At 59.7% G+C, this 21,864-nt stretch carries 18 protein-coding genes; 15 read left to right on the forward strand and 3 right to left on the reverse strand.

Translation table 11 applies throughout. From position 1 onward, the window contains the following. Nucleotides 1-5: 5 nt before the first annotated feature. Genes QD336_RS20150 through QD336_RS20160 form a run of 3 tightly spaced genes read right to left on the reverse strand, consistent with a single transcriptional unit; the run spans nucleotide 6 to nucleotide 3,140 of the window. The gene (locus QD336_RS20150; protein ID WP_499171926.1) at nucleotides 6-1,007 is read right to left on the reverse strand and encodes a dipeptidase; all 1,002 of its coding nucleotides are present in this window, start codon (nucleotides 1,005-1,007) and stop codon (nucleotides 6-8) included. Beyond that, nucleotides 1,004-1,648, reverse strand: a complete 645-nt coding sequence (locus QD336_RS20155) for a 2-hydroxychromene-2-carboxylate isomerase (protein WP_499171927.1) — start codon at nucleotides 1,646-1,648, stop codon at nucleotides 1,004-1,006. The genes QD336_RS20150 and QD336_RS20155 overlap by 4 nt, the downstream gene beginning before the upstream one ends. After that, the gene (locus QD336_RS20160; RefSeq protein WP_499171928.1) at nucleotides 1,641-3,140 is read right to left on the reverse strand and encodes a SidA/IucD/PvdA family monooxygenase; all 1,500 of its coding nucleotides are present in this window, start codon (nucleotides 3,138-3,140) and stop codon (nucleotides 1,641-1,643) included. Before QD336_RS20160 ends, QD336_RS20155 begins: the two co-directional genes overlap by 8 nt. Before the next feature lie 375 nt (nucleotides 3,141-3,515). On the opposite strand from QD336_RS20160, the gene QD336_RS20165 reads away from it, so the two are divergent. The 15 genes from QD336_RS20165 (at nucleotide 3,516) to QD336_RS20235 (ending at nucleotide 21,766) form a co-directional block, all read left to right on the forward strand. After that, a complete protein-coding gene (locus tag QD336_RS20165; RefSeq protein ID WP_499171929.1) occupies nucleotides 3,516-4,841 on the forward strand; it encodes an LLM class flavin-dependent oxidoreductase in 1,326 nt (441 codons plus the stop codon). A 153-nt stretch (nucleotides 4,842-4,994) separates the two neighbouring features. After that, entirely contained in the window at nucleotides 4,995-5,990 is a 996-nt protein-coding gene (locus QD336_RS20170) for an aliphatic sulfonate ABC transporter substrate-binding protein (protein ID WP_499171931.1), read from the forward strand. Further along, nucleotides 5,987-6,856, forward strand: coding sequence for an ABC transporter permease (locus QD336_RS20175; RefSeq protein WP_499171932.1), 870 nt, complete (start codon nucleotides 5,987-5,989; stop codon nucleotides 6,854-6,856). Before QD336_RS20170 ends, QD336_RS20175 begins: the two co-directional genes overlap by 4 nt. Then, a complete protein-coding gene (locus QD336_RS20180; RefSeq protein ID WP_499171934.1) occupies nucleotides 6,853-7,584 on the forward strand; it encodes an ABC transporter ATP-binding protein in 732 nt (243 codons plus the stop codon). The genes QD336_RS20175 and QD336_RS20180 overlap by 4 nt, the downstream gene beginning before the upstream one ends. Nucleotides 7,585-7,715: 131 nt before the next feature. Next, nucleotides 7,716-8,558, forward strand: a complete 843-nt coding sequence (locus tag QD336_RS20185) for an NADPH-dependent oxidoreductase (protein ID WP_499171935.1) — start codon at nucleotides 7,716-7,718, stop codon at nucleotides 8,556-8,558. A 303-nt stretch (nucleotides 8,559-8,861) separates the two neighbouring features. After that, the gene (locus tag QD336_RS20190; protein ID WP_499171936.1) at nucleotides 8,862-9,890 is read left to right on the forward strand and encodes a ketopantoate reductase family protein; all 1,029 of its coding nucleotides are present in this window, start codon (nucleotides 8,862-8,864) and stop codon (nucleotides 9,888-9,890) included. A gap of 51 nt (nucleotides 9,891-9,941) precedes the next feature. Further along, nucleotides 9,942-10,511, forward strand: coding sequence for a TetR/AcrR family transcriptional regulator (locus tag QD336_RS20195; RefSeq protein ID WP_499171937.1), 570 nt, complete (start codon nucleotides 9,942-9,944; stop codon nucleotides 10,509-10,511). A gap of 12 nt (nucleotides 10,512-10,523) precedes the next feature. Then, nucleotides 10,524-11,126 carry a 2-hydroxychromene-2-carboxylate isomerase gene (locus QD336_RS20200; RefSeq protein WP_499171938.1) on the forward strand — a complete coding sequence of 201 codons (603 nt, stop codon included), beginning with the start codon at nucleotides 10,524-10,526 and terminating at the stop codon, nucleotides 11,124-11,126. 111 nt (nucleotides 11,127-11,237) lie between these two features. Further along, entirely contained in the window at nucleotides 11,238-12,614 is a 1,377-nt protein-coding gene (locus QD336_RS20205) for an FAD-binding oxidoreductase (protein WP_499171939.1), read from the forward strand. A 37-nt stretch (nucleotides 12,615-12,651) separates the two neighbouring features. Next, nucleotides 12,652-15,057 (forward strand): molybdopterin guanine dinucleotide-containing S/N-oxide reductase, encoded by a 2,406-nt coding sequence (locus QD336_RS20210; RefSeq protein WP_499171940.1) that lies wholly within the window; start codon nucleotides 12,652-12,654, stop codon nucleotides 15,055-15,057. Between the two features lie 335 nt (nucleotides 15,058-15,392). Then, complete coding sequence (locus QD336_RS20215; protein ID WP_499171941.1) at nucleotides 15,393-17,048, forward strand: ABC transporter substrate-binding protein; 1,656 nt, start codon at nucleotides 15,393-15,395, stop codon at nucleotides 17,046-17,048. 38 nt (nucleotides 17,049-17,086) lie between these two features. Next, nucleotides 17,087-18,097 (forward strand): ABC transporter permease, encoded by a 1,011-nt coding sequence (locus QD336_RS20220; RefSeq protein WP_499171942.1) that lies wholly within the window; start codon nucleotides 17,087-17,089, stop codon nucleotides 18,095-18,097. Beyond that, a complete protein-coding gene (locus QD336_RS20225) occupies nucleotides 18,094-18,939 on the forward strand; it encodes an ABC transporter permease (protein ID WP_499171943.1) in 846 nt (281 codons plus the stop codon). The genes QD336_RS20220 and QD336_RS20225 overlap by 4 nt, the downstream gene beginning before the upstream one ends. After that, nucleotides 18,918-20,636, forward strand: coding sequence for a dipeptide ABC transporter ATP-binding protein (locus tag QD336_RS20230; protein ID WP_499171944.1), 1,719 nt, complete (start codon nucleotides 18,918-18,920; stop codon nucleotides 20,634-20,636). Before QD336_RS20225 ends, QD336_RS20230 begins: the two co-directional genes overlap by 22 nt. Continuing rightward, nucleotides 20,633-21,766, forward strand: coding sequence for an LLM class flavin-dependent oxidoreductase (locus QD336_RS20235; RefSeq protein WP_499171946.1), 1,134 nt, complete (start codon nucleotides 20,633-20,635; stop codon nucleotides 21,764-21,766). The genes QD336_RS20230 and QD336_RS20235 overlap by 4 nt, the downstream gene beginning before the upstream one ends. Nucleotides 21,767-21,864: the final 98 nt, after the last annotated feature.

Consider the following 21,864-nt stretch of genomic DNA (forward strand, 5'->3'; position numbering starts at 1 on the left):
TATTGTCAGTTTGCCGGCCGCCAGGCGGCGTCCAGCACGCGCAGCCAGTTCTGGCCGAGAAGTTTGAGGACGAGTGTTTCGCTCCAGCCGCGGGCCAGCATGCGGGCGGTGATGTTGGGCACCTCGCCGATGCGCTCGATGCCCTTCGGCTTGGAAATCTTGACGGTCGCAAATTCCGTCAGCGTGCGGGCCGTGCCCTTGTCACGGTTGGCCCAGAGCTGCCAGGGGCCGGGGCGCGGCCGCTCCTGCGAGAAATCCGTGCCGATGCCGACGTGATCTTCGCCGACGAGATCGATGACATAGGCCATGGCATCGAGATAATCCTCCACCGTCGCATCGTTTCCGGCGGCAAGGCCCGGCGCAAAAAGGCTGATGCCGATGATGCCGCCCTTCTCCGCGCAGGCCTTGAAGAGTTCATCCGGCTTGTTGCGCTTCACGTCGCGCAGCGCCCGTGGCAGCACATGCGAAATGCAGACCGGCGCTTGCGAGCGGGCGATGACATCCGCCGTGGTTCTGTCGCCGACATGGCTCAAATCGCAGAGAACGCCGACACGGTTCATCTCCGCCAGCACCTCGCGGCCGAAGCCTGTCAGGCCGCTGTCGTTTTCTTCAAGGTAACCGGCACCGGAATAGTTCTGGGTATTGTAGGTCAGCTGCATGATGCCGACGCCGAGATCCTTGAAAATCTCGACATAATCCAGCTTGTCCTCGAGCGGCGAAGTGTTCTGCCAGCCGATGATGATGCCGGTCCTGTTCTCGGCCTTGGCCGCGTAAATATCGGCAACCGTACGCACCGGGCGGATAAGGTCGTCGTTTTCCCGCAGGAAACGCTTCCATTCGCTGACATAACCGATGCCCTCGCGAAAGTTTTCCCAGATCACGCTGGAGACATTGACGGCGGTGAGGCCGCCGGCGCGCATGTCCTCGAATATGGACCTGCTCCACTGGCAGGTCTGCAGACCGTCGATGACGATAGCCTCATTGTGAAGTTTTGCGGCATCGGTCATGCGGATGTCCTCACTGCGGATTGTGAAAGCTGCTGCTTGAGCACCCCAAGGGCGCGGCTGACGAATTCCAGACGGTCCTGCCCCCAGAAGAGTTCGCCATTCACCACATAGGTCGGCGTGCCGAAAATCCCGAGACGTTCGGCTTCGGCGAGATTTCCCTGCCATTCCGCCACGATGTCTTGCCGTTGCGGATCGCGCACGAGGGCCGCACCTTCAGAGCCGAGAACCGCCTGCGCGATGGCGCGGAGCGTCTCGAGATCGGCAATGTCACGCTCTTCGCTCCACAAGGCGCGCTGGATGGCGAAGGACAGGCTGATCGCATCGAGCCCGGCCTTCTGCGCAGCGATGATAAGCTGGGCAGCGCGTTCGATGGTGGCGCAGGGATAAAATTTCGGCGTCAGGTTGAGCGGCATGTCGAGATATCGACGCCACCGGTCCAGCTCCACGGCGTGATAGCTCTGCCGGGCATCCGGGCGGCTGCGCAGCGGAATACCACCATTAGCCTCGATGATGCGGATGGGCCGCAGCACGATTGCGGCGCCATGTGTGCGGGCGACTTCGATGGCTCGTGGTGCGCCGAAATAGGCCCATGGCGAAGAAATCCCGTAAAATATCTCCAGTTTCAGCGCCGCTTCAGCCATTGGCATGCTCCTTGATCCTGTCCTGCGCGTCCGCATCGCGCCATTCCTCGCCGGTGATTTCAGCGGCGTCGTGGTTCATGAAAGTATCGAAATGACGGGCGCGATCTTCGACGAAGAGAGACCGCGCGATGCCCTGCGCCAACCGCTCCGCCCCCGGGCTTATGGCCGGAATGCCGCTGGTGATTTTCCCGTGGGAGGGAACGGCCGGATAGGCGAAACAATGGATGCGGGAAATCGCCTCCGCCTCGGTGGGCGGCAGATCCGGTTTCGGCAGAAACTCGAAGGCCGGCCCGAGATAGGGATAGGACCCCAGCGCGTCATTCTCCTGCCCGGCCGGCGGCTGATAGGCATCGCGCCAGAGCAGGACACGGTCGTTCAGGGCTGAAAATTCCGGCCGCCGGGCGAAATCGACATCGAAGCCGGTGGCGAAAATGATGAGATCAGCGAGATAGCGCCCCTTCGGGGTCTCGATCTCTACCACATCGCCCACTCCCGTCAGGCTGAGAATGGGACTGCCAAGATGGAAGAACGCATTGTCATGGCGCGAGACCCTGAGGACGCTGTGGCGCGGCGGCGGGATCTGCGTCCGCTCCGCCTCAACCATGAAGGCCCAACGGTCGGCATCGGGCAGGCCGATATAACCGTGGGTCATGCCGAGACTGGCGACACCGCCGAATTTTTCGACCCGCGGGATATCGGGCCTGCGAATGAAAAGATCGACACGGGCGGCCCCCGCTTCCAGCGCTGCGGCTGCATTGTCCATGGCCGAAGCCCCGGCACCGGCCACCGCGACGCGCTTGCCGCGCCATGCGCTCACATCGAATACATCGCCGCTATGGCGCACGAAACGGGTGGGAACCGTTTTCGCCACATCCGGCAGGCGCGGCGCACCGAGACCATAGAGCCCCGTCGCCAGGATCACCCGGCGCGCCAGAACCCTGGCAGGACCTTCCGGCCCAACAAAATCAAGAGCGAGCAGGCCATCTTCGCGCAAAACGAGACCGGCAAGTTCGGTATCGTTGCTCACCGGCAGCGCCAGCACAGTGCGATACCAGACCATATAGGCCATCCAGGCTTCACGCGGTATCAGCCCCATCTCCTCATAGGCGCGCGCGCCGAACTGCGCCTCGAACCACGCGCGGAATGTCAGGGAGGGTATACCAAGCGCCGGTCCAGCCAGTTCCTTGCGGGTGCGCAATGTCTCCATGCGCGCACTGGTCACCCACGGGCCTTCCCGCCCGCTGGGCGCCCTGTCGAAAGCCCTGGCATTGTCGATCCCGGCGAATGAAAGAGCGGCAAGCGCGGTCAGCCCGCAGAGCCCGGCACCGATGACGGCGACGTCAAGCACTTCAGAGCCGTTGAGAGAGGTGCGCGGTACCCACGGCTTTGCCGGCCGCTCAAGCAGGGCGAGCTCCTGCGCAAGCCTCGCCTCCAGCGCCGGCAAGCCGCCCGCATTCACAGACACTGCGTCGGTTTTGCGATCTTCCATCATGTTATTTCTGAATTAATGAGCATTAAAAATTCTATTTAAGCATCATAAGAAACACAGAAGCGGAGATCCGGAAAGCAAAATTCTTCTAATCATCTGCGGTTTTCGGCAAATTTTGGCGCGGGCGGCTGGAAGTGACGTCCGACCCTTCGGTTCCCCCGCTCAACAGGGTGGAAACAAAGCCGCGTGGGTGGCGGGATCATCGCCAAATGCGGAATTTCGGCAAAAATCTTTCGGTTCGGAAATCATAATCGGAATAGTCTTTGCCGCGCCGATCCTTCGGCAGGGATATCGTCGCCATCAGCAAAGGCGTGCCTGCGGCTGCGGCCATCGGCAACGAGTCGCGCAAGCCAAAAACATCAACGAAAGTGAAGCCCAATGGCAAATGATCGCAAACTGCATCTCGGCGCCTTCATGCGGCCCGTCAGTCTCCACACGGGTGCATGGCGTTATCCGGGCGCATTCCCGGATGCGAATTTCAATTTCGCCCATCTGGCTCGCTTCGCACAACAGCTCGAGGCCGCGAAGTTCGATGCCTTCTTCATGGCCGATCATCTGGCGGTGCTGAACATGCCCACGGAAGCACTGCGCCGCAGCCACACCGTCACCTCCTTCGAGCCCTTCACCCTGCTTTCGGCGCTCGCCGCCGTCACCTCCCGCATCGGGCTGGTCGCCACCGCCTCCACCACATTCGATGAGCCGTATCATGTGGCCCGGCGTTTCGCCTCGCTCGATCATCTCAGCAACGGCCGCGCCGGCTGGAACATCGTCACCACGTCAAATCCGGACGCCGCCCGAAACTTCGGCCGCGAGGAACAGCCTGACCATGCCGAGCGTTATGGCCGCGCGCGGGAATTTTACGATGTCGTCACCGGTCTCTGGGATTCCTTTTCCGACGACGCCTTTATCCGGGATGTCGATAGCGGGCTGTTCTTCGATCCCGAAAAGATGCATGTGCTGGACCACAAGGGACCGGAATTTTCCGTGCGCGGACCACTCAACATCGCGCGTCCGGTGCAGGGTTGGCCCGTCATCGTGCAGGCGGGAGCTTCCGAGCCTGGACGCCAGCTTGCCGCCGAGACGGCAGAGGTGGTTTTTGCCGCAACACCCACGCTTGCGGCGGGAAAGGCCTTTTATAAGGACGTCAAGGACAGGACTGTCGCCGCTGGCCGTTCGCGCGACGGAATTGTCATCCTGCCGGGCGCTTTCGTTCTCGTCGGCGACAGCGTGGAAGAGGCCAAGGCGAAACGCGCCAGGCTCGACAGCCTTGTCCATTATGACAGCGCAATCGCCTCACTTTCCATTGCGCTCGGCCACGATGTTTCAGGCTTCGATCCCGATGGTCCCCTGCCTGATATTCCCGAGACCAATGCCAGCAAATCCAGCCGTGAAAGGGTGATCGAACTTGCCCGAAACGAAGGCCTGACGGTGCGCCAGCTTGCCCAACGACTGGGCGGTTATGCGGGCCTTGCCTTCGTCGGCACGCCAAAGACCATCGCCGACGAGATGGAGCAATGGCTTCATGAAGAGGGCTCGGATGGTTTCAATGTAACCTTCCCTTTCCTGCCTGCCGGCCTGGACGACTTCACGACGCAGGTGGTGCCGGAACTGCAAAAGCGCGGGCTGTTCCGCAAGGATTATGAGGGGCCGACATTGCGCGACCATCTTGGTCTGCAACGACCGGCCAATCGATTTTTCACCTGAATAAAGCGCCGTCGCGCCGATCGCTCTCCCGGTAGGGAGATTTTCCACGTCGGTCGCAAAGTTTGGCATGAGGTTCCAGAAGGGCGGATTGACCTTAAAAACACTCGCCCATACCCTTTAAATACACAAAATACATAAATTAGGTGAATTAATATGAAGGCTGAACATTCCCGCCGCCAGATCGTCAAATTCGGCATTGCCGGCGCTCTTGCGGCACCGCTTGCCACGGGCAAGGCGCTAGCCCAGAATTCACAGGAGTTTCCTGCCGAGCTGAAGCTGGACTGGGGATTTTACTCCTCCCATACGCTGCTGATAAAGAACAAGGGCTGGCTTGAGGAAGCTTTCAAGGATGTCGGCACCAAGATCACCTGGGTGCAATCCCGCGGCAGCAACAATTCGCTCGAATTCCTGAAGGTCGGCTCGACGGACTTTGCCGGTTCGGCCGCCCTTTCCGCCTTTCTCGCGCGCGCCAACGGCGTGCCGCTGAAGGTGATCTATGTGGCGAGCTGGGGCGGTTCCTCCATCATTCAGGTACGCCCGGACTCACCGGTCAAAACCGTCGCCGATCTCAAGGGCAAGACCATTGCTGTGACCAAGGGCACCGCGCCCTATTTCACCCTCGTCCGCGCGCTTGACCAGAACAAGCTGTCCATCAACGACCTCAAGGTCGTGAACCTGCAGCATCCGGAAGGTTTCAACGCGCTTCAGCAGGGTCAGGTGGATGCCTGGGTCGGCATCGATCCACACACATCCCAGGCCGAGCTTGCCGGCGACCGGGCGATTTTCGATGAGCGCAGCTGGCGCGACGGCAGCGTCTTCAGCGTCTCCGAGGCGTTTCTGGCGAAGTACCCGAAAGCGGTCGACAGACTTCTCGGTGTCTGGGTGCAGACGCAGAAATGGATCCGTGAAAACAAGGGCGAATTCATCGATTTCGTCACGCAGGTCACCGGCAACGATCCCAAGATCACCAAGCTCACGATCGAGAAGCGCGACTGGAAGGATCCCGTTCCCGGCGAAGAATTACTGAACTCGATCCGCATCGTCACGCCGCTTTTGGGCGACGATGTTCTGCGCCCCGGCGTCAATGTCGACAATGTCCTTTCCTCGCTGATCGATCCGGCACCGGCGAAAAAGGCACTTGGCGCATGAATTCCCATCCGCGCGAATTCCAGCGCGTGAAACAGACTGCTGATCAATTCCCTTCCCGATTGCCCTTTTTGCAGAGGGTGGGGAATTTCCTTGGCCGTTTCGACCTGCGCGGCGCAATCGTGCCCGTCGGCTCGCTTTTGCTGCTCGAGCTTTTCGTTCGCCTCGGCTGGGTCAGCCCCTATGTGCTGCCGCCGCCCTCCGAACTTTACGACACCTTCCTGCGGCTTGCGGAAGGTCCCCTGTGGACGAATGTTGCGGCCAGTACTGCGCGCGTCTTCGTCGGCTTCGTCATCGGTTCCCTGCTCGCCATCGTCGTCGGTTCGCTCGTCGGTCTGGTGATTGCCGCCGAACGTTATCTCGAGCCGACGTTTCAGGCGTTGCGTGCGGTCCCGAGCCTCGCATGGGTGCCGCTGCTGATGATCTGGTTCGGCATCGGCGAAACCTCGAAAATCGTGCTGATCGCCAAAAGCGCGTTTTTTCCGGTCTATCTCAACCTTTTTTCCGGCATCAGGAATGTCGACCGCAAGCTGGTGGAGGTGGGCGAGATGTATCGCCAGCCGCTGCCCGTGCTGGTGTGGCGGATTTTCATTCCCGCCTCGCTGCCGCATCTCTTCACGGGCCTGCGTTACGGGTTGTCGCTCGCCTGGCTGAGCGTCGTCGCGGCCGAACTTCTGGCTGCCTCGGAAGGTATCGGCTACATGCTGTCCGACGGGCGGGAGCTTTCCCGGCCCGATCTCGTCATGATCGCCATCATCTGCCTTGCGGTGCTGGGCAAGATTTCCGACAGCCTCTTCAAGATCGTTGAGGACCGCTGCCTGCGCTGGCGCGACACCTATCCGCTTCAGCAGGAAGGACGCCTGCGATGAGTTTGCTCAATGTCGATGTGCGCGAGAAGGCTTTCGGCGACACGGTGGTCCTTCAGGATATCCAACTCACGCTGGGTGATGGCGAAGCGGCGGTCCTTCTTGGCCCCAGCGGCTGCGGCAAGAGCACATTGCTGCGCATCGCCGCCGGCCTCGACCGGCGTTTTTCTGGTGCGGTCAGGGTTCAGGAGGACGAGGCGCAGGCATCGGGCTCACCGCCCATTGCCTTCGTCTTTCAGGAACCCCGCCTGATGCCCTGGCTGACGGTTGCCGAAAACATCGGTTATGCGGCCGGCAGGAAATATGATGTCGGGCGCGTGGAAAAGCTGATCAACGATGTCGGTTTGAGCGGCCATGGCGGAGCACTGCCAAAAGCCCTTTCGGGCGGCATGGCGCAACGTGTGGCGATAGCAAGGGCGCTCTATACCGAGCCGCGCATCCTGCTGCTCGATGAACCCTTCAGTGCGGTCGACGCTTTCACGCGGATGAAGTTGCAGGATCTGGTGCTGAAGCTCGTCGAACAGCGCGGCATTTCCTTCCTGCTCGTCACCCATGACATTGACGAAGCGCTCTACCTCGGCGACAGGATTTACATGATGGGTGCCCATGACGGCCGCATCCAGCAGCATATAGAGGTGGACGTGCGACGTCCGCGCGACCGAAGGTCACCGCAACTCGCCAGCCTCAAGAACGAGGTGCTGACCGCCCTGCACAACGCCCACGTCATCTGACGGCTACGGCTTGATCCGAATAGTCTGCGTGAAGCTGGCCGGTGAACTGGGAAAGCATAAAATGATAGGCCTTGCACGGCCTTCCCACCATGGGCGTTGCAACCCATCCCAATATTACGGAGCTTAACGCGATGACCCTGTCCAGTCCGATCACCAAACTTGAAACTCCACAGCAGCGGGTTGAGGCCCGTTATGGAGCGCAGGCCGACTTTTCTCCGCCCTTCTGGAACGACACCATTGACGCCTTGCTGAACCATCGCACCGCCCGCGCCTATCTGCCAAAAGCTTTGCCGCAGGGCACTCTGGAACTTCTGGTCGCAGCCGCACAATCTGCACCGACATCGTCCAATCTTCAGGCTTGGAGCGTGGTGGCGGTTCAGGACAGGGAGCGCAAGGCGCGACTGGCAGATTTCACGGGTGGTAACGGTCACATAAAGGACGCACCCGTTTTCCTCGTCTGGCTGATCGACCTGAAGCGGTTGCGCACGGTCGCTTCCAACCAAGGCAACAGGGGCGAAGGGCTGGATTATCTGGAGAGCTTCCTGATCGGCGCCATCGATGCGGCGCTGGCCGCGCAGAATGCCGTTGCCGCCATTGATTCACTCGGTCTTGGCTCCTGCTATGTCGGCGGTATCCGCAACAGGCCGGAAGACGTGTCCCGCGAACTGAACCTTCCTCCCGAGACCATCGCCGTCTTTGGCCTCACGGTCGGCTATCCCGACCCGGCGGTGAAAACCGACGTCAAGCCGCGCCTGTCGCAATCATCCATTCTGTTTCATGAAACCTATTCAGAACCGGCAAGCGATGATCTCAGTTCCTATGATGAGGTCTTGAAGGTGTTTCAGGAAAAACAGGGCCTGCCGCAAAACGGCTGGACGTCACCCATTGCCCAGCGCGTGGAAAATGCCGCCGCGCTGAAAGGCCGCGCGGAACTGAGCCAAACATTGCGTCGCCTCGGTTTCGGTATCAAATAAAGATTGTTGCGGCTGCCGGCATCGAATGCAGATGCGTCCCTGTCAGCCAGAATGAAGCGCCGGCCAGGAGCAGCGCGATCTCTCCCGAAATCGCTGATTTCGGGAACTGATTTTCTATAAAATTAGTAGATATAGAATGACCGGTCTTCCTTTACACGGCGGGCAGGCTTTACGATCCGCTCCAGAATAATTCTGAACCGTTTCCACCCCCATCCCCAATTGCCGCCCGCGCAGACCGCCAACCAATGAACAGCCGACGCCCTCCGGAAAATCCGGGGCGTGAAAAAAGACGAGAAACAACAGATGCCACGTTACGTTATCATCGGCGCCGGTGCGGTGGGCGCGAGCCTTGCAGCACAGTTCGCACTTTCCGGCATTGACTATGCACTTTTCGGACGGGGTGCGCAGATCAATCATATCAGGCAACATGGCCTTACATTTCAGCGCCCCGCGGAGACGCGGCAGATCGATCTCAAGGTTTTCGACCTGGCTGATCTTCCGGAATTGACGCTGGATGATATCCTCCTGCTCACGGTGAAAGCTCAGGATGCCGTCAGCGCACTTGCCTTCTGGTCCTGGCAAAGCGTCTCGAACACAACGACGCCGGCAGCGGCAAACCTTCCTGTCGTGACTTTTCAAAACGGACTGGCGACCGAAGCAAATGCGCTGAGAACATTTTCCAGGGTATATGGCGCAAGCATTCTGACACCGGCGCGGTTCACGGAAACCGGCAAGGTAGTGGTCGGTGGCGAGCCGCAGTTGGGCATCGTGACGGTTGGGCGTTTTCCGGGCGGACAGGATGACGTGACCACGCAGGTCACGGCAGACCTGAACAGGGCGGGATATCTGGCCGAGGCGAGCGACGATATCCGCCGGTGGAAATCAGCAAAACTCCTCCACAACGTTCGCAATGCCCTGGAACTTTTCGACGGTCCCCAGGATCTGAACGACAGGATCAGCGCGGCTCTGGTGGATGAAGCCCGCCATGTGCTGGAGGCAGCGGGTTACACCCTTGCCTTGCCCTCCGAGCGAACCCTCGACATCTCCAACTGGCACGTTGCGCCGAACAGCGGCATTCATCCGGGCCAGCAATCAACATGGCAGAGTTTCAAACGCGGAGCCTCGAGCGAAGTGGATTTCCTCAACGGCGAAATCGTTTTGCTCGGTCGGCTTCACAATGTTCCGACGCCCTATAACGAAGCCGTTCAAACGCTTGCCGGGAAACTGGCGCATCAGGGCGGGTTTTCAAAACCGCTGCCGCTCGATGCAATCACCTCTCTCATCGCCGCCCCGGACCGGACAGCGCATCCCAATCCCGCCACCCCTTCATGACCGGCAGCGCGTAGCAGTGCCATTTATCAAACGACAATGTGAAACGATAAAATGAGAGAAGCCATATCAGACCATATCCTCGCCGCCGCCGGTACGCTCTTCTATCGTGAAGGTATCCGGGCTGTCGGCATAGATCGGATCATCGAAGAAGCGAATGTTGCGAAAGCCACGCTCTACCGGCATTTCCCGTCCAAGGATCACCTCGTTGCGGCCTATCTGGAGGCACGGCACGAGCGGGTAATCTATTCGTTTCAGAAAGTGCTGGATGCGGACATGGCTCCGAAGGAGCAGATCCGGCTGATCTTCGATCAACTCCACGAAAAAGCCGACAGCCCGGATTTTCGCGGCTGCGCTTTCGCTCTTGCGGTTGCGGAACATGGCGAGTCCGAGCGTGTCGTATCCGTTGCACGTACCCATAAGGCGAAGGTCAGGGACGTATTTGCCGCTGTCCTCGCAAGAGCCGGCAGCACTGCGCAGATTGCCGCCGCCCATCTTTCGCTTCTTTACGAAGGGGCATTGGCAACCGTCGCCGTCGGGCGGAATCCTGAAGCTGTCCTGGTTGCGCGTGACTGTGCTCTCTCCGTCTTCGACATGGCCGCCTCCACCAATCAATCCAACTGAAAGCAGCAGACAATGACAAAGACGATCGATTATTTTTTCAGCATCGGCTCTCCCTGGGCCTTCATCGGTCTCGAACCCTTTGCTGCCCTGGCGAAAGAACAGGGCGCCACGATCCACCCACATGTCATTCCGCTGATCGAGGAAAATGGCGCCATTTATTCGCGAAACCGGCCTGAGGCCAGACGTGCCTACTGGATCAGGGATCTGAAGCGCTGGGCGGAATTGCGCGGAAAAGTGCTCAATTTCGACAATCGCGCAGCTCTCTCCGATCCCTCACCGGCAGGCCTGATGGTTGCGGCAGCGATCGAGGCGGGTCAGGACTGGCTTAAGCTTGCACTTTCGCTTCAGGAGGCTTTCTGGGTTCGCGGTGAAGACATCGGCAATGCGGATGTCCGGCGGGCGATTGCGACAGCCGCGGGCTTTGATGCGGCGGCGCTCGATGAACGTGGCCAAAGCGATGCGGTTGCGGCCCGGCAAAAGGCCAGTTTCGAAGCCGCCAGGACAGCCGGTGTGTTCGGCGTGCCGACCTACCGATATCAGAATGAACTCTATTGGGGGCAGGATAGTCTTCCGTTCCTCGAGCGTCATCTCAGCGGTGAGAAGCTCGCCGCCTGATATCGCCGCCGGACGGCGGGAGACGGTTTCGCGGTCCTGCCAAGGCGTTTCGTCCTATGTTCATAAAGCCTCTCGCGGCTTTCTCCCGCAAGGCTCCCATGGAATCTCCTTATGCCCGATCTGCCCGCTCCTCTCATCCTATCCCTGCAAGACCTGCTCGGTGAGCGTCTATCGACGTCACTTGCCCTGCGCGAGCAGCATGGGCGTGGCGAAGCGCATCATGCAGCCGCGTTTCCCGACGCGGTCGCTTTCGCTGAAACCACGGCAGAAGTATCCGAAATCGTGCGGTTATGCGCGGCGGAGCGTGTGCCCGTCATCGCTTTCGGCGCCGGCACTTCGCTCGAGGGGCATTTGACGGCCGTTAATGGCGGGGTCTCGGTCGACCTTTCACGCATGTCGAAGATCGCCCGTATCAGCGGTGAAGATCTGGATTGCACGGTTGAGGCCGGCGTAACGCGGGAGCAGCTAAACACTTACCTGCGAGACATGGGATTGTTCTTTCCCATCGATCCCGGCGCAAACGCCTCCATTGGCGGCATGGCCGCAACCCGCGCTTCCGGCACCAATGCCGTCCGCTATGGAACGATGCGGGAAAACGTGCTCGGGCTGACCGTGGTGCTGCCGACCGGCCAGATCATCAGGACCGGCGGTCGCGCCAGAAAATCTTCCGCCGGCTATGACCTGACGCGGTTATTTGTGGGCTCGGAAGGCACTCTCGGGATCATCACCGAAATAACGCTCCGCCTCTACGGAATACCGGAGACCATCTCGGCAGCACTCTGCTCTTTCGAGAGCGTCGAACAGGCGGTGGCAGCAGCCATTCAGGTCGTGCAGCTGGGCATCCCGGTCGCCCGCATGGAGCTTATGGACCGTGGCCTGATCAGGGCCGTTAACGCCTATTCCGGGCAGGACCTGAAGATCGAGGATACGTTGGCTTTCGAGTTTCACGGCTCGCCCGCCGGCGTTCAGGAGCAGGTCGATATGGTATCCACTATCGTGGAGGACCATGGCGGCAAGGATTTCGAGTGGGCCAATGCACCCGAAGACCGTAATCGCCTCTGGAAAGCGAGGCATAATGCGTTCTATGCCGTCGTATCCCAGAGGCCAAATGCCAAAGGCTGGTCATCGGATGTCTGTGTTCCGGTCTCGCAGCTCAGCAACTGCATATTGAACACCCGCGAACTTCTTAAGGATTGCAGCGTTCCGGCAGCTATCCTCGGCCACGTCGGCGACGGCAATTATCACGTCGTCTTCGCGGTCGACCCCGGCAATGCGGAAGAGCTCGGCGAAGTGGCGACCATCAACAAGAAGATGGTGCAATATGCCCTCTCTGTCGGTGGCACTTCGACTGGCGAACATGGCGTGGGCATCGGCAAGATCGCTTATCTGCGTGAAGAACATGGCGACGCGGTTGATCTGATGGCGCTCATCAAACATGCGGTCGATCCCGCCGGTATCATGAACCCGGGAAAAATCCTGCCGAAATAGAATTGCCGTTTAGCAATCCTGATCGTGAGGTCACGCGATGAATTCCTTCAAAACTCACAGTTCCCATTGGGGCGCGTTCTCCGGTCGGTTTGCAAATGGGCGACTGGAGATAGAGCCGCACCCCGGCGACCCGCACCCGTCACCGCTTCTGGGCAATCTTCCCGCAGTTGCCCATAGCCCGGCTCGCGTCCGGCGGCCTGCGATCCGGCGTGGCTGGCTTGAGCGCGAAACGGGCCATACACAGCGACGCGGCGCTGACGATTACGTCGAGGTCAGTTGGGCCGAAGCAACGAAACTGGTCGCGGACGAGCTTGGACGGGTCTATGACGATCATGGCCCGGGCGCGGTGTTCGGCGGCTCCTATGGTTGGTCGAGTGCCGGCCGGTTTCATCACGCACAAAGCCAAATACACCGTTTTCTGAATGTCCTTGGCGGATATGTCCGGTCCGTCAACACTTACAGTTCCGGCGCGGCCATGGTGATAATCCCCCATGTGCTTGGACCGTATGACAGCTTCGACCGCAAGAGCGTGACCTGGGATGCGATCGAACGCAGCAGCGAGCTGGTGCTTGCCTTCGGTGGCATGGCGATCAAGAACGCCGATGTCCATGGTGGAGGGATCAGCACGCACACGGTCCGGCAGAAACTGGCCGGCGCGAGCGCTCGCGGCGCGCATTTCACATTTATCAGCCCGCTGGCAGACGATTTTCCCAGTGATGTGAATGCCGAGTGGCTTTCCATAACTCCCGGCACGGACGTGGCGATGATGCTCGGGCTTGCGCACGTCCTCGTCACGGAAGGGCTGCACGACCGGACGTTTCTGGAGCGTTATACGGTTGGATATGAGCGGTTCGAGACCTATCTTCTCGGCAGGGAGGACGGCCAGCACAAGAGCCCGGAATGGGCGGCCGCTATCTGCAACATCGCCTCGGAGACGATCCGCGAGCTGGCGCGGAAGATGTCCAGTTCGAGGACCCTGATCACGGTCAGCCATTCGCTGCAGCGGGCTGATTATGGCGAACAGCCGGTGTGGATGGGCATTGTCCTTGCCGCCATGCTCGGCCAGATCGGATTGGATGGCGGCGGATTCTCCTATTCCCTCGGCGCACTGGGCAATATCGGCAAGAACCTGCTCGCCGTTCCCTTGCCAACATTGCAACAGTTCAAAAACCCCGTGCCGGACTATATCCCCTGCGCACGCATCGCCGACATGCTGCTCAATCCCGGCGCGGAGTTTCATTATAACGGCCACTCACTTCGCTACCCCGATATCCGGCTCGTCTATTGGGCAGGCGGCAATCCATTCCATCATCATCAGGATATCAACCGGTTACGGGCCGCTTTCCGGCGTCCCGAAACGATCATCGTCCACGAATCGGCCTGGACCTCCACCGCGCGACATGCCGATATCGTGCTGCCCGCCACCACCACGCTTGAGCGTGACGACATCGGCGCCGCAGATCGCGATCCCCTGATGATCGCCATGAAGCGCCTGATCGACCCCGTTGGTGAAGCACGCGATGATTACGAGATATTCGCCGGCATTGCGCGTGAACTTGGCAGGTTCGAGGCCTTTACCGAAAACCGTAGCAGCAGGGAATGGCTCACCTTCCTGTACGAGACCACCCGTAACGCGCTCGCGGCAGGCGGACATGATGCGCCTGATTTTGAAACCTTCTGGGAGCGTGGGGAGCTGCTTCTTCCGGTTAAACCTGACGAAGGTGGCCCGGCGCGCAGCTTCCTGCTGGACCCCGAGACTAAACCGCTGCCAACGCCTTCAGGAAAGATCGAGATTTTTTCCGAAACTGTCGAGGGCTTCGGTTATGACGACTGCAAAGGTCATCCGCGCTGGTATCCGCCACGAGCGGAGATATCGGATGACGCGCCCCTCCACCCCCTTCATCTCGTCTGCAACCAGCCGTATCAGCGTCTGCACAGCCAGCTGGACTATGGCGATTTCAGCCGTTCGACCAAGATCAAAGATAGAGAACCTGTCCGCATCCATCCCGCCGATGCGTCTGCCCGGGGAATATCTCACGGCGACGTCGTCAGGCTTTTTAATGCACGCGGACGCTGCCTCGCCGGCGCTATCCTGAGCGATGACGTCATGCCGGGCGTGATGCAGCTTGCCACCGGCGCATGGTTCGAGCCGCTGGATCCCATTGCGGACAATGCCATCTGCATCCATGGCAACCCCAACATCCTCACCCGCGACATCGGCACTTCGAAACTGGCGCAAGGTTCGACCGGCCAGATCGCCAAGGTGGAGGTTGAGCTTTTCACCGGCGACCTGCCGCCGGTCAGGGTTTTCGAAGCCATGACCTTTGTGCCGCGTGACACAGTATCTCCGGCACCGCGACATCATCTATCGCCGGTGCGAGACGGCAATTTACATGCGTCTGAAACACCAATCCAAACTGCCGGCAAAATGGCGATAAAATAATTCACTAAATCGATAGAAAAAGAATAACCAGTCTTTCTCCCTCACGCCCGGCTGCTAGTTTATGGGCAAGATAAACACCGCAACGAAGGGGCCGCGACATGACTGAAATATGTAGAAGCGGGCGCGCTCCTCATCCAGGCAAGCTGCCAGGAGCCGCTCGCTAACCCTCGCGGTCAACCCGCCCACCCAATGAACTCAAGCATTCCCCCGCTCGGCTGAAAGGCCGGTGCGGCAACGGTTTAACATGCGTTGTTCCAATGACGGCAGCAGCATGTACGACCGCAGGAGATGCCGAAATTACAACGAAAAAACTTTGAATTTTTCAGGATCATACCATGACACAACGTTCTTTCTCATTCTCCCTCTCGCGTCGCCGGTTGCTTTTCACAGCCTCCCTTGCAGTCTCGGCCTCGCTGTTTTTATCGACAGCAGCACCTCTGACGGCAATCGCCGCGGATACGCCGCGCGATGGCGGTGACATCACATTTCTGATCGATTCACTGGGCGATACATGGATCCCCAACAACAGCGCCATTTCGAGCTTCCAGGGCCATATATGGGGTCATGTGACGGATAAGCTGCTTTACGTCGATGCCGAAGGCAAGGTTAGCCCATGGATTGCCGAACGTTGGGAGCAGAACGACACCGCAACGGAATTCACGCTTCACCTCAAAAGCGGCGTGACTTTCTCCGATGGCGAACCGCTTGATGCCAAGGCCGTCGTTGCCAATCTCGACATCTGGTATGCCGGCCGCAAGAGCGAGGGGATCAACCCGATCGGCCTCTTCCCCAAGACCTACGATCACGCTGAAGCGGTCGATGCCACGACGGTCAAAGTATTCTTCAAGAAACCCACGCTCGGTTTCATTCCAACCCTTGGTTATCACGGTTCCATCCTGATCTCTCCCAAGAGCATTGCCCAGCCGGCCGGCCAGCAGGCTGACCTCAGCAAGACCGCCGGCAGCGGGCCTTATGTGGTGGAGTCCTGGAAAGAGGGCGACCATGTCACGCTGGTCAAGCGCAAGGATTATAATTGGGGACCTGCCGCAGTCGGCCACACCGGCCCCGCCTATCTCGATACCATCACCTACAAGCTGGTGTCGGAGCCATCCCTCCGCGTCGCTTCCGTTCAGTCCGGTCAGGCGGACGTCGCTTACAATGCCTCGCCCCAGGAGCTGAAATCGCTCAAGGAGGAAGGCTTCACCGTCGCGACCCCGCGTTATCTCGGCTTCGTCAATGGCTGGGCGGTCAACACCAAGCTTCAACCCTATGATGACGTGAAGGTGCGTCAGGCACTCCAGGCAGGCATCAATCGCCAGGAGATCATCGACACCGTCTATACGCAGGACTGGAAGCTTGCGACATCGTTCATTCAAAGCAATGTCCCGGGTGCCACGGATCACAGCGATCTCCTCGCCTATAACCCGGACAAGTCGGAAAAACTTCTGGACGAAGCCGGATGGGTCAAGGGCGCGAACGGCGTTCGGGTGAAAGACGGCAAGCCGCTGGAACTGACGATCCATTCCAATCCTTACCTGGCAACCTCGAAATCCGTCGATGAGTTGATTGCCCAGCAGCTTGGCAAGCTCGGGTGGAAGGTCAACATCAGGGCTTATGATGTCGTGACCTATGGCGAGAAGGTCAAATTCGGTGGCGCCGCCGTTCCCACATATGAAGTCACGCGCAGCTTCATCGACGCCGGCACGGTCGCCAGCATCCTGACCAACGCCAACAATGGCGAGAACTGGTTTGCGCTGGATGATCGTGACGCCAAGCTGAACGATCTGCGCGACAAAATCGCCGGTGCGGGTTCCGTCGAAGAACGAAAGCCTCTTTTGGACGGCCTGCAAAAATACCTGCTGGAACAGGGCTACTTCATACCACGCACGCAAATCGTTCAGCGCATTTACGTGCAGTCGCCGAAGCTGAAGGGCGAAGTCTATAACGGCGTCGCTTACGCCAGCTATTACACAGCGTTCATTGCCGAATGAGGCCAGCACCCACCGAGTAACGTCAAGGAGGTGACGGCATGAGCAATGCCTACCTAACCTACGCCGCAAAGCGGCTCGGCCAGGCGATCGTCGTCATCCTTCTGGCCTATGTCTTCACCTTCGTGGTCGTCAGCGTTTTGCCTGGCGACCCGATCACCAGCGTTCTGCGCAACCCTCAGAACGGTTTTTCGGAACAGGAGATCGCTGAAATTATTGCTGCACAGGGGCTGGACAGGCCGATCATCGTGCAGCTCTGGCACTCCCTGTCGGCATTCCTGACGGGCGATCTCGGTGTTTCGATGCGATCCAATCGACCCGTGGCGACCCTGATTGCCGAAGTGCTGCCATCGACGCTGGTTTTGGCCTCCGCCGGGCTCACGGTGGCGTTGATCCTCGCCTTCGCCGTTGCCTATGGCACGCAGGTCGCGCCGAAACGATATGGGCAGGGATTGCTGCGGGCCTTCCCCTCGCTATTCCTGTCGACACCCAATTTCGTCATCGGCCTGTTTCTGATCCATCTCTTCGGTTTTCAGCTCAGGCTGTTCCGGGTCATCGAGCCTGACAGCTTCTGGGCGACGCTGTTTGCGGCAATCACCATCGGCATACCGTTTTCCGCACAGATCGCGGAAGTCCTGATCGCCAATCTCGACCATGAAGCGGAGCAGGATTACGCAGCGGTTGCCCGCAGCCGCGGCATCGGGCCGAAACGGCTTTTCGCGACACATCTGCTCAAGCCCGCATCGCTGCCGGTCGTAACCGTCATCGCCCTGACCGTGGGTGAACTTCTGGGCAATTCGCTGATCACGGAAACCGTGTTCGGCCGCACCGGTATCGGCAGTCTCGTACAGCGCTCCGTCAGCACGCAGGACCTGCCCGTCCTGCAGGCCATCGTCTCGCTGGGAGCCGTGGTGTTCGTTGTCGTCAACCTCATCGCCGATCTTCTCTATCCGCTGCTCGATCCGCGGGTGAAAATTATCGCCGGCCGAAAACGTCGTCTGGCAGCCATCGATGACACGCCGCTTGGCCTTGAAACGGGGGCCAAACCATGAGCCTTATCTCCAGCCCGGTCTCCGGCAGCAATCCCTTCGAGAAGCTGAAAGCTCTCAACATCACCGCAACGGTTGCGCTTTCCCTCCTCGTCATCGCGATTGTCGTCGCCTGGTCGATTGCGCCGCAACTGTTCACCAGCCAGAGCCCGATCAACGGCGTTCCGGCGGACAAGCTTCTTGCGCCAAGCTTTGCGCACTGGTTCGGCACGGATCATCTGGGGCGCGATCTCTATACACGGGTCGTTTATGGCACAGCCTCATCCGTATCGAGCGCTTTGGTCGCCGTCGTCATCGGCGTCTTCATCGGTGGCGTGATCGGTTTGCTCGCCGGGTTTTTCGGCGGCTGGGTGGATATCGTCTTTGCGCGTTTTGTCGACGTACTGCTGTCCATCCCGAAGTTCCTGCTCGCGGTCATCATCGTCACGGCCATCGGCTTCGAAACGATCAATGCGGCGATCGCGACGGGCATATCGGCCATTGCGTTTTTCGCCCGCGTGGCGCGCTCCGAGGTCATCAAGACCCGTCAGGCGACCTTCGTGGAGGCCTCGTTTCTGCTGGGCGGTTCACGCCGCTACATCGTTCTCAGACACGTCCTTCCAAATGCATCCCGCTCGATGCTGCCGCTCGCCGTGCTGCAATTCGGCGAGTCCATCCTGGTCATCGCCAGCCTCGCCTTCCTCGGCTACGGCGACCCTCCGCCTTCTTCCGACTGGGGCCTGCTGATTTCAATCGGCAAGGACTACCTCAAATGGCCCTGGCTCGTTTATGCGCCCGCGTTCGTTACGATCGTGACCGTCCTCTCTGTCAACAGGATCAGCCGATGGCTTCGCAAATCGCACTGAAAACAGCGCCAGTCCTACCCGAGATCGTGGCAGCGTCTCCACTACACGCAACGCCCCTCCTCAAGGTCGAAAACCTTGCCGTTGCCTACGGGAGGCAGGAGGTCGTCCATAATGTCGGTTTCGAAATCGGGCGCGGCGAAAGCCTCGCCCTTATCGGAGAATCCGGTTCTGGAAAATCGACAATCGCGAAAGCCGTGCTGAGGCTTCTTCCCAACGGTGCGAACGCCACGGGCCAGGTCGTCTTCGACAGGCAGAACATTCTTGCATTACCGGAGCGCCGCTTCAGGCCGTTTCGTGGCCGTGAAATCGGCTTCGTGCCGCAGGATCCGGGCAACGCTCTCAATCCTGTGAGAACAATCGGCTCCCAGGCACTGGAGGCCGCAGCGCTGACGGAAGAGGCCAATCCTGCGATCCGCAAGACACTTATCCTCGACACATTCGCCAAGGTGGGTCTCGACAATCCGCAACGGGTCTACGATTCCTATCCACACCAGCTCTCCGGAGGGATGCTGCAGCGCGTGCTGATCGCTCTGGCAATATTGCCGCGCCCTGCGCTGCTGGTGGCGGACGAACCGACCTCGGCACTCGACGTCACGATCCAGAAGCGAATCCTCGATCTCCTCTCCCGCATTCGCGACGAGCTGAACATTAGCCTGCTTCTCATTACCCATGATCTCGCAATAGCGGCAGAAAGGGCAGACAATCTCGTCGTGCTGAAGAACGGTGTCGTACAGGAAGCGGGCAGGACATCGGCCGTTTTTTCCTCCCCCTCCTCACCCTATGCGAAAAAGCTTCATGGCGACGTGCCCGCGCTCAACCCGGAGCGTTATGCCAAGCTCCGCGATCCGGGCTTCAGCCTTCTCGAGAGCGACAAATCGCCAAAGATCGCCGTCAGCGGCGTCACCAAGCGCTTCACCGTCGATGGCAAAACCCTGACGGCGGTGGACGATATTTCGTTTACGGTTCCGGCCGGCACGACCCATGCCCTCGTCGGCGAATCCGGCTCCGGCAAGACGACGACGATCCGCCTGCTGCTGGGGCTCGAAGAGCCGGAAAGCGGTACGATCACGGTTGCCGACGAGACCGTCACGAGCAAAAGCCGCGCTTCGCTGCGGTCCGTCTGGCGGCATCTTCAACTGGTTTACCAGAACCCGTTTACATCACTCGACCCGACATGGAAGGTGGGACAGCTTGTTCGTGAACCACTCGACCGGTTCGAAATCGGGACGCCGAAAGAGCGCTCCGAGCGGGTACGGGAAGCGCTCGCGAATGTCGGCTTGAGCGAGCACCTGCTGGAGCGCAAACCGTCGGCCCTGTCCGGCGGGCAACGTCAGCGTGTGGCAATCGCCCGTTCGCTGGTCCTCAAACCGGATGTGATCGTACTGGACGAGCCCACCTCCGCTCTCGATGTCAGCGTTCAGGCAGATATCGTCGAGGTTTTGTTGTCGCTGCAGGCGAAGCTCGGCCTGACCTATGTTTTCGTTTCGCACGACCTCGCTCTGGTCCGGCAACTTGCGCATAGCGTTTCGGTGATGCAGCGGGGACGCATTGTCGAACATGGCACCGTCACCGAGATTTTCGGCAATCCGAAACATGAATATACCGCGTCGCTGCTGAACTCCATCCCGTCGGGCATTGCCGGGACGGTTCGCATTCCCGCGGCCCGGCACGCTCTGCGGAAGGAGCAACTCGCATGAATATTGCTGCACCTTCCGGCGGCCTTCCCGTGGTTTTTCGACCGAAGCAGCGGCTTGGTTTCAATACGCGGGTGTCGTTCAACGACGATGACGGTCCGGCAAAGGGGCTGCGACAGGGGATAGAACTGTTCAGACAGGCGGAAAGGCTGGGGTATCAGTCAGGCTGGGCCTATCAGCGTCACTTCGATCACTACCTTTCTTCGCCATTACCCTTCTTTGCGGCAGTCGGCCAGCATACGCGGCACATCACGCTCGGCTCCGCCGTCATCCCGATGCGTTATCAGGACCCTATCCTCCTGGCTGAGGCGGCGGGAACAACCGATCTTTTGATCGACGGCCGGCTTGAACTTGCCATTTCGACCGGGGCCAACGGTGCGTTCGACGCCGTTTTTGGAACCGTCGATACCGATGCCCGGACAGAGGCAAAGCGGCGCCAGTCGCGTTTCCTCGCCGCCATTGCCGGCGATGTTCTGCACACGGTTACGGAGCGGGACACAGGCGCGCCTGCGGGAGCCGAGTTACGCGTGACCCCACATAGCCCCAGTTTGCGCGGCCGTATCCGGCAAGGCTCTGCCAGCCTCGATTCAGCGATACAGGCTGCCGAACTCGGGATCGGCCTGATTTCAGGAACCGTGCTTCACGATCAGGCCGAGGGCGAGACTTTCGGTCAATATCAGGCGCGCATCATCGAAGCCTATCGCACCCACTGGCAGCGCATCTGGAAAACGACGCCGCCGCCGGTCGCCGTTGCCGCTTCCATTCTGGTCGGCACCACCCCGGAGCTGCGGGAGAAATACGCAGCCTACGATCTTGAACGCCGCACGGCGGGAATTGCCGCCTCGCGCCCGAAGGGGGCGCTGGCTCCCGCCGGCCAGCCGGTTGGCGCGATGATTTCTCCGGTCTTTCAAGGAACACCGGATGCCGTCATAGAGGCGGTGTTGAGCGACCCGGGGCTGGCAGCAGCAGACGAACTCGTCCTGTTTCTGCCTCCCGCTTTCGGACTGTCCGAAAACATAAGATTGCTTACCGATCTTGCAACGGCGGTTGCTCCGTCTCTGGGGTGGAGACCTACTCCGCATCACGACGAACCGGAACAGACGGCAATCGAGGCTTCTAGACCATCAGCATAGTCGGGCAATATTTTCTACATATTCAATAGAAATAGAAAGACCTGTCTTCCTCATATGCCGTGCCGGCTTTAGCTTTTACCCGACACACAGAAACACCA

Origin of the sequence: Rhizobium sp. BR 250 (assembly GCF_047445855.1) — a bacterium.
In the GTDB taxonomy this organism is placed as follows: domain Bacteria; phylum Pseudomonadota; class Alphaproteobacteria; order Rhizobiales; family Rhizobiaceae; genus Agrobacterium; species Agrobacterium tumefaciens_I.

Excerpts from the sequence above, each read along its gene's own strand:
- QD336_RS20155 (WP_499171927.1), bottom strand. The coding sequence starts at position 1,648 with ATGGCTGAAGCGGCGCTGAAACTGGAGATATTTTACGGGATTTCTTCG.
- QD336_RS20200 (WP_499171938.1), top strand. The coding sequence starts at position 10,524 with ATGACAAAGACGATCGATTATTTTTTCAGCATCGGCTCTCCCTGGGCC.
- QD336_RS20215 (WP_499171941.1), top strand. The coding sequence starts at position 15,393 with ATGACACAACGTTCTTTCTCATTCTCCCTCTCGCGTCGCCGGTTGCTT.
- QD336_RS20205 (WP_499171939.1), top strand. The coding sequence starts at position 11,238 with ATGCCCGATCTGCCCGCTCCTCTCATCCTATCCCTGCAAGACCTGCTC.
- QD336_RS20160 (WP_499171928.1), bottom strand. The coding sequence starts at position 3,140 with ATGATGGAAGATCGCAAAACCGACGCAGTGTCTGTGAATGCGGGCGGC.
- QD336_RS20185 (WP_499171935.1), top strand. The coding sequence starts at position 7,716 with ATGACCCTGTCCAGTCCGATCACCAAACTTGAAACTCCACAGCAGCGG.
- QD336_RS20150 (WP_499171926.1), bottom strand. The coding sequence starts at position 1,007 with ATGACCGATGCCGCAAAACTTCACAATGAGGCTATCGTCATCGACGGT.
- QD336_RS20195 (WP_499171937.1), top strand. The coding sequence starts at position 9,942 with ATGAGAGAAGCCATATCAGACCATATCCTCGCCGCCGCCGGTACGCTC.
- QD336_RS20180 (WP_499171934.1), top strand. The coding sequence starts at position 6,853 with ATGAGTTTGCTCAATGTCGATGTGCGCGAGAAGGCTTTCGGCGACACG.
- QD336_RS20225 (WP_499171943.1), top strand. The coding sequence starts at position 18,094 with ATGAGCCTTATCTCCAGCCCGGTCTCCGGCAGCAATCCCTTCGAGAAG.
- QD336_RS20210 (WP_499171940.1), top strand. The coding sequence starts at position 12,652 with ATGAATTCCTTCAAAACTCACAGTTCCCATTGGGGCGCGTTCTCCGGT.
- QD336_RS20170 (WP_499171931.1), top strand. The coding sequence starts at position 4,995 with ATGAAGGCTGAACATTCCCGCCGCCAGATCGTCAAATTCGGCATTGCC.
- QD336_RS20175 (WP_499171932.1), top strand. The coding sequence starts at position 5,987 with ATGAATTCCCATCCGCGCGAATTCCAGCGCGTGAAACAGACTGCTGAT.
- QD336_RS20165 (WP_499171929.1), top strand. The coding sequence starts at position 3,516 with ATGGCAAATGATCGCAAACTGCATCTCGGCGCCTTCATGCGGCCCGTC.
- QD336_RS20190 (WP_499171936.1), top strand. The coding sequence starts at position 8,862 with ATGCCACGTTACGTTATCATCGGCGCCGGTGCGGTGGGCGCGAGCCTT.
- QD336_RS20235 (WP_499171946.1), top strand. The coding sequence starts at position 20,633 with ATGAATATTGCTGCACCTTCCGGCGGCCTTCCCGTGGTTTTTCGACCG.
- QD336_RS20230 (WP_499171944.1), top strand. The coding sequence starts at position 18,918 with ATGGCTTCGCAAATCGCACTGAAAACAGCGCCAGTCCTACCCGAGATC.
- QD336_RS20220 (WP_499171942.1), top strand. The coding sequence starts at position 17,087 with ATGAGCAATGCCTACCTAACCTACGCCGCAAAGCGGCTCGGCCAGGCG.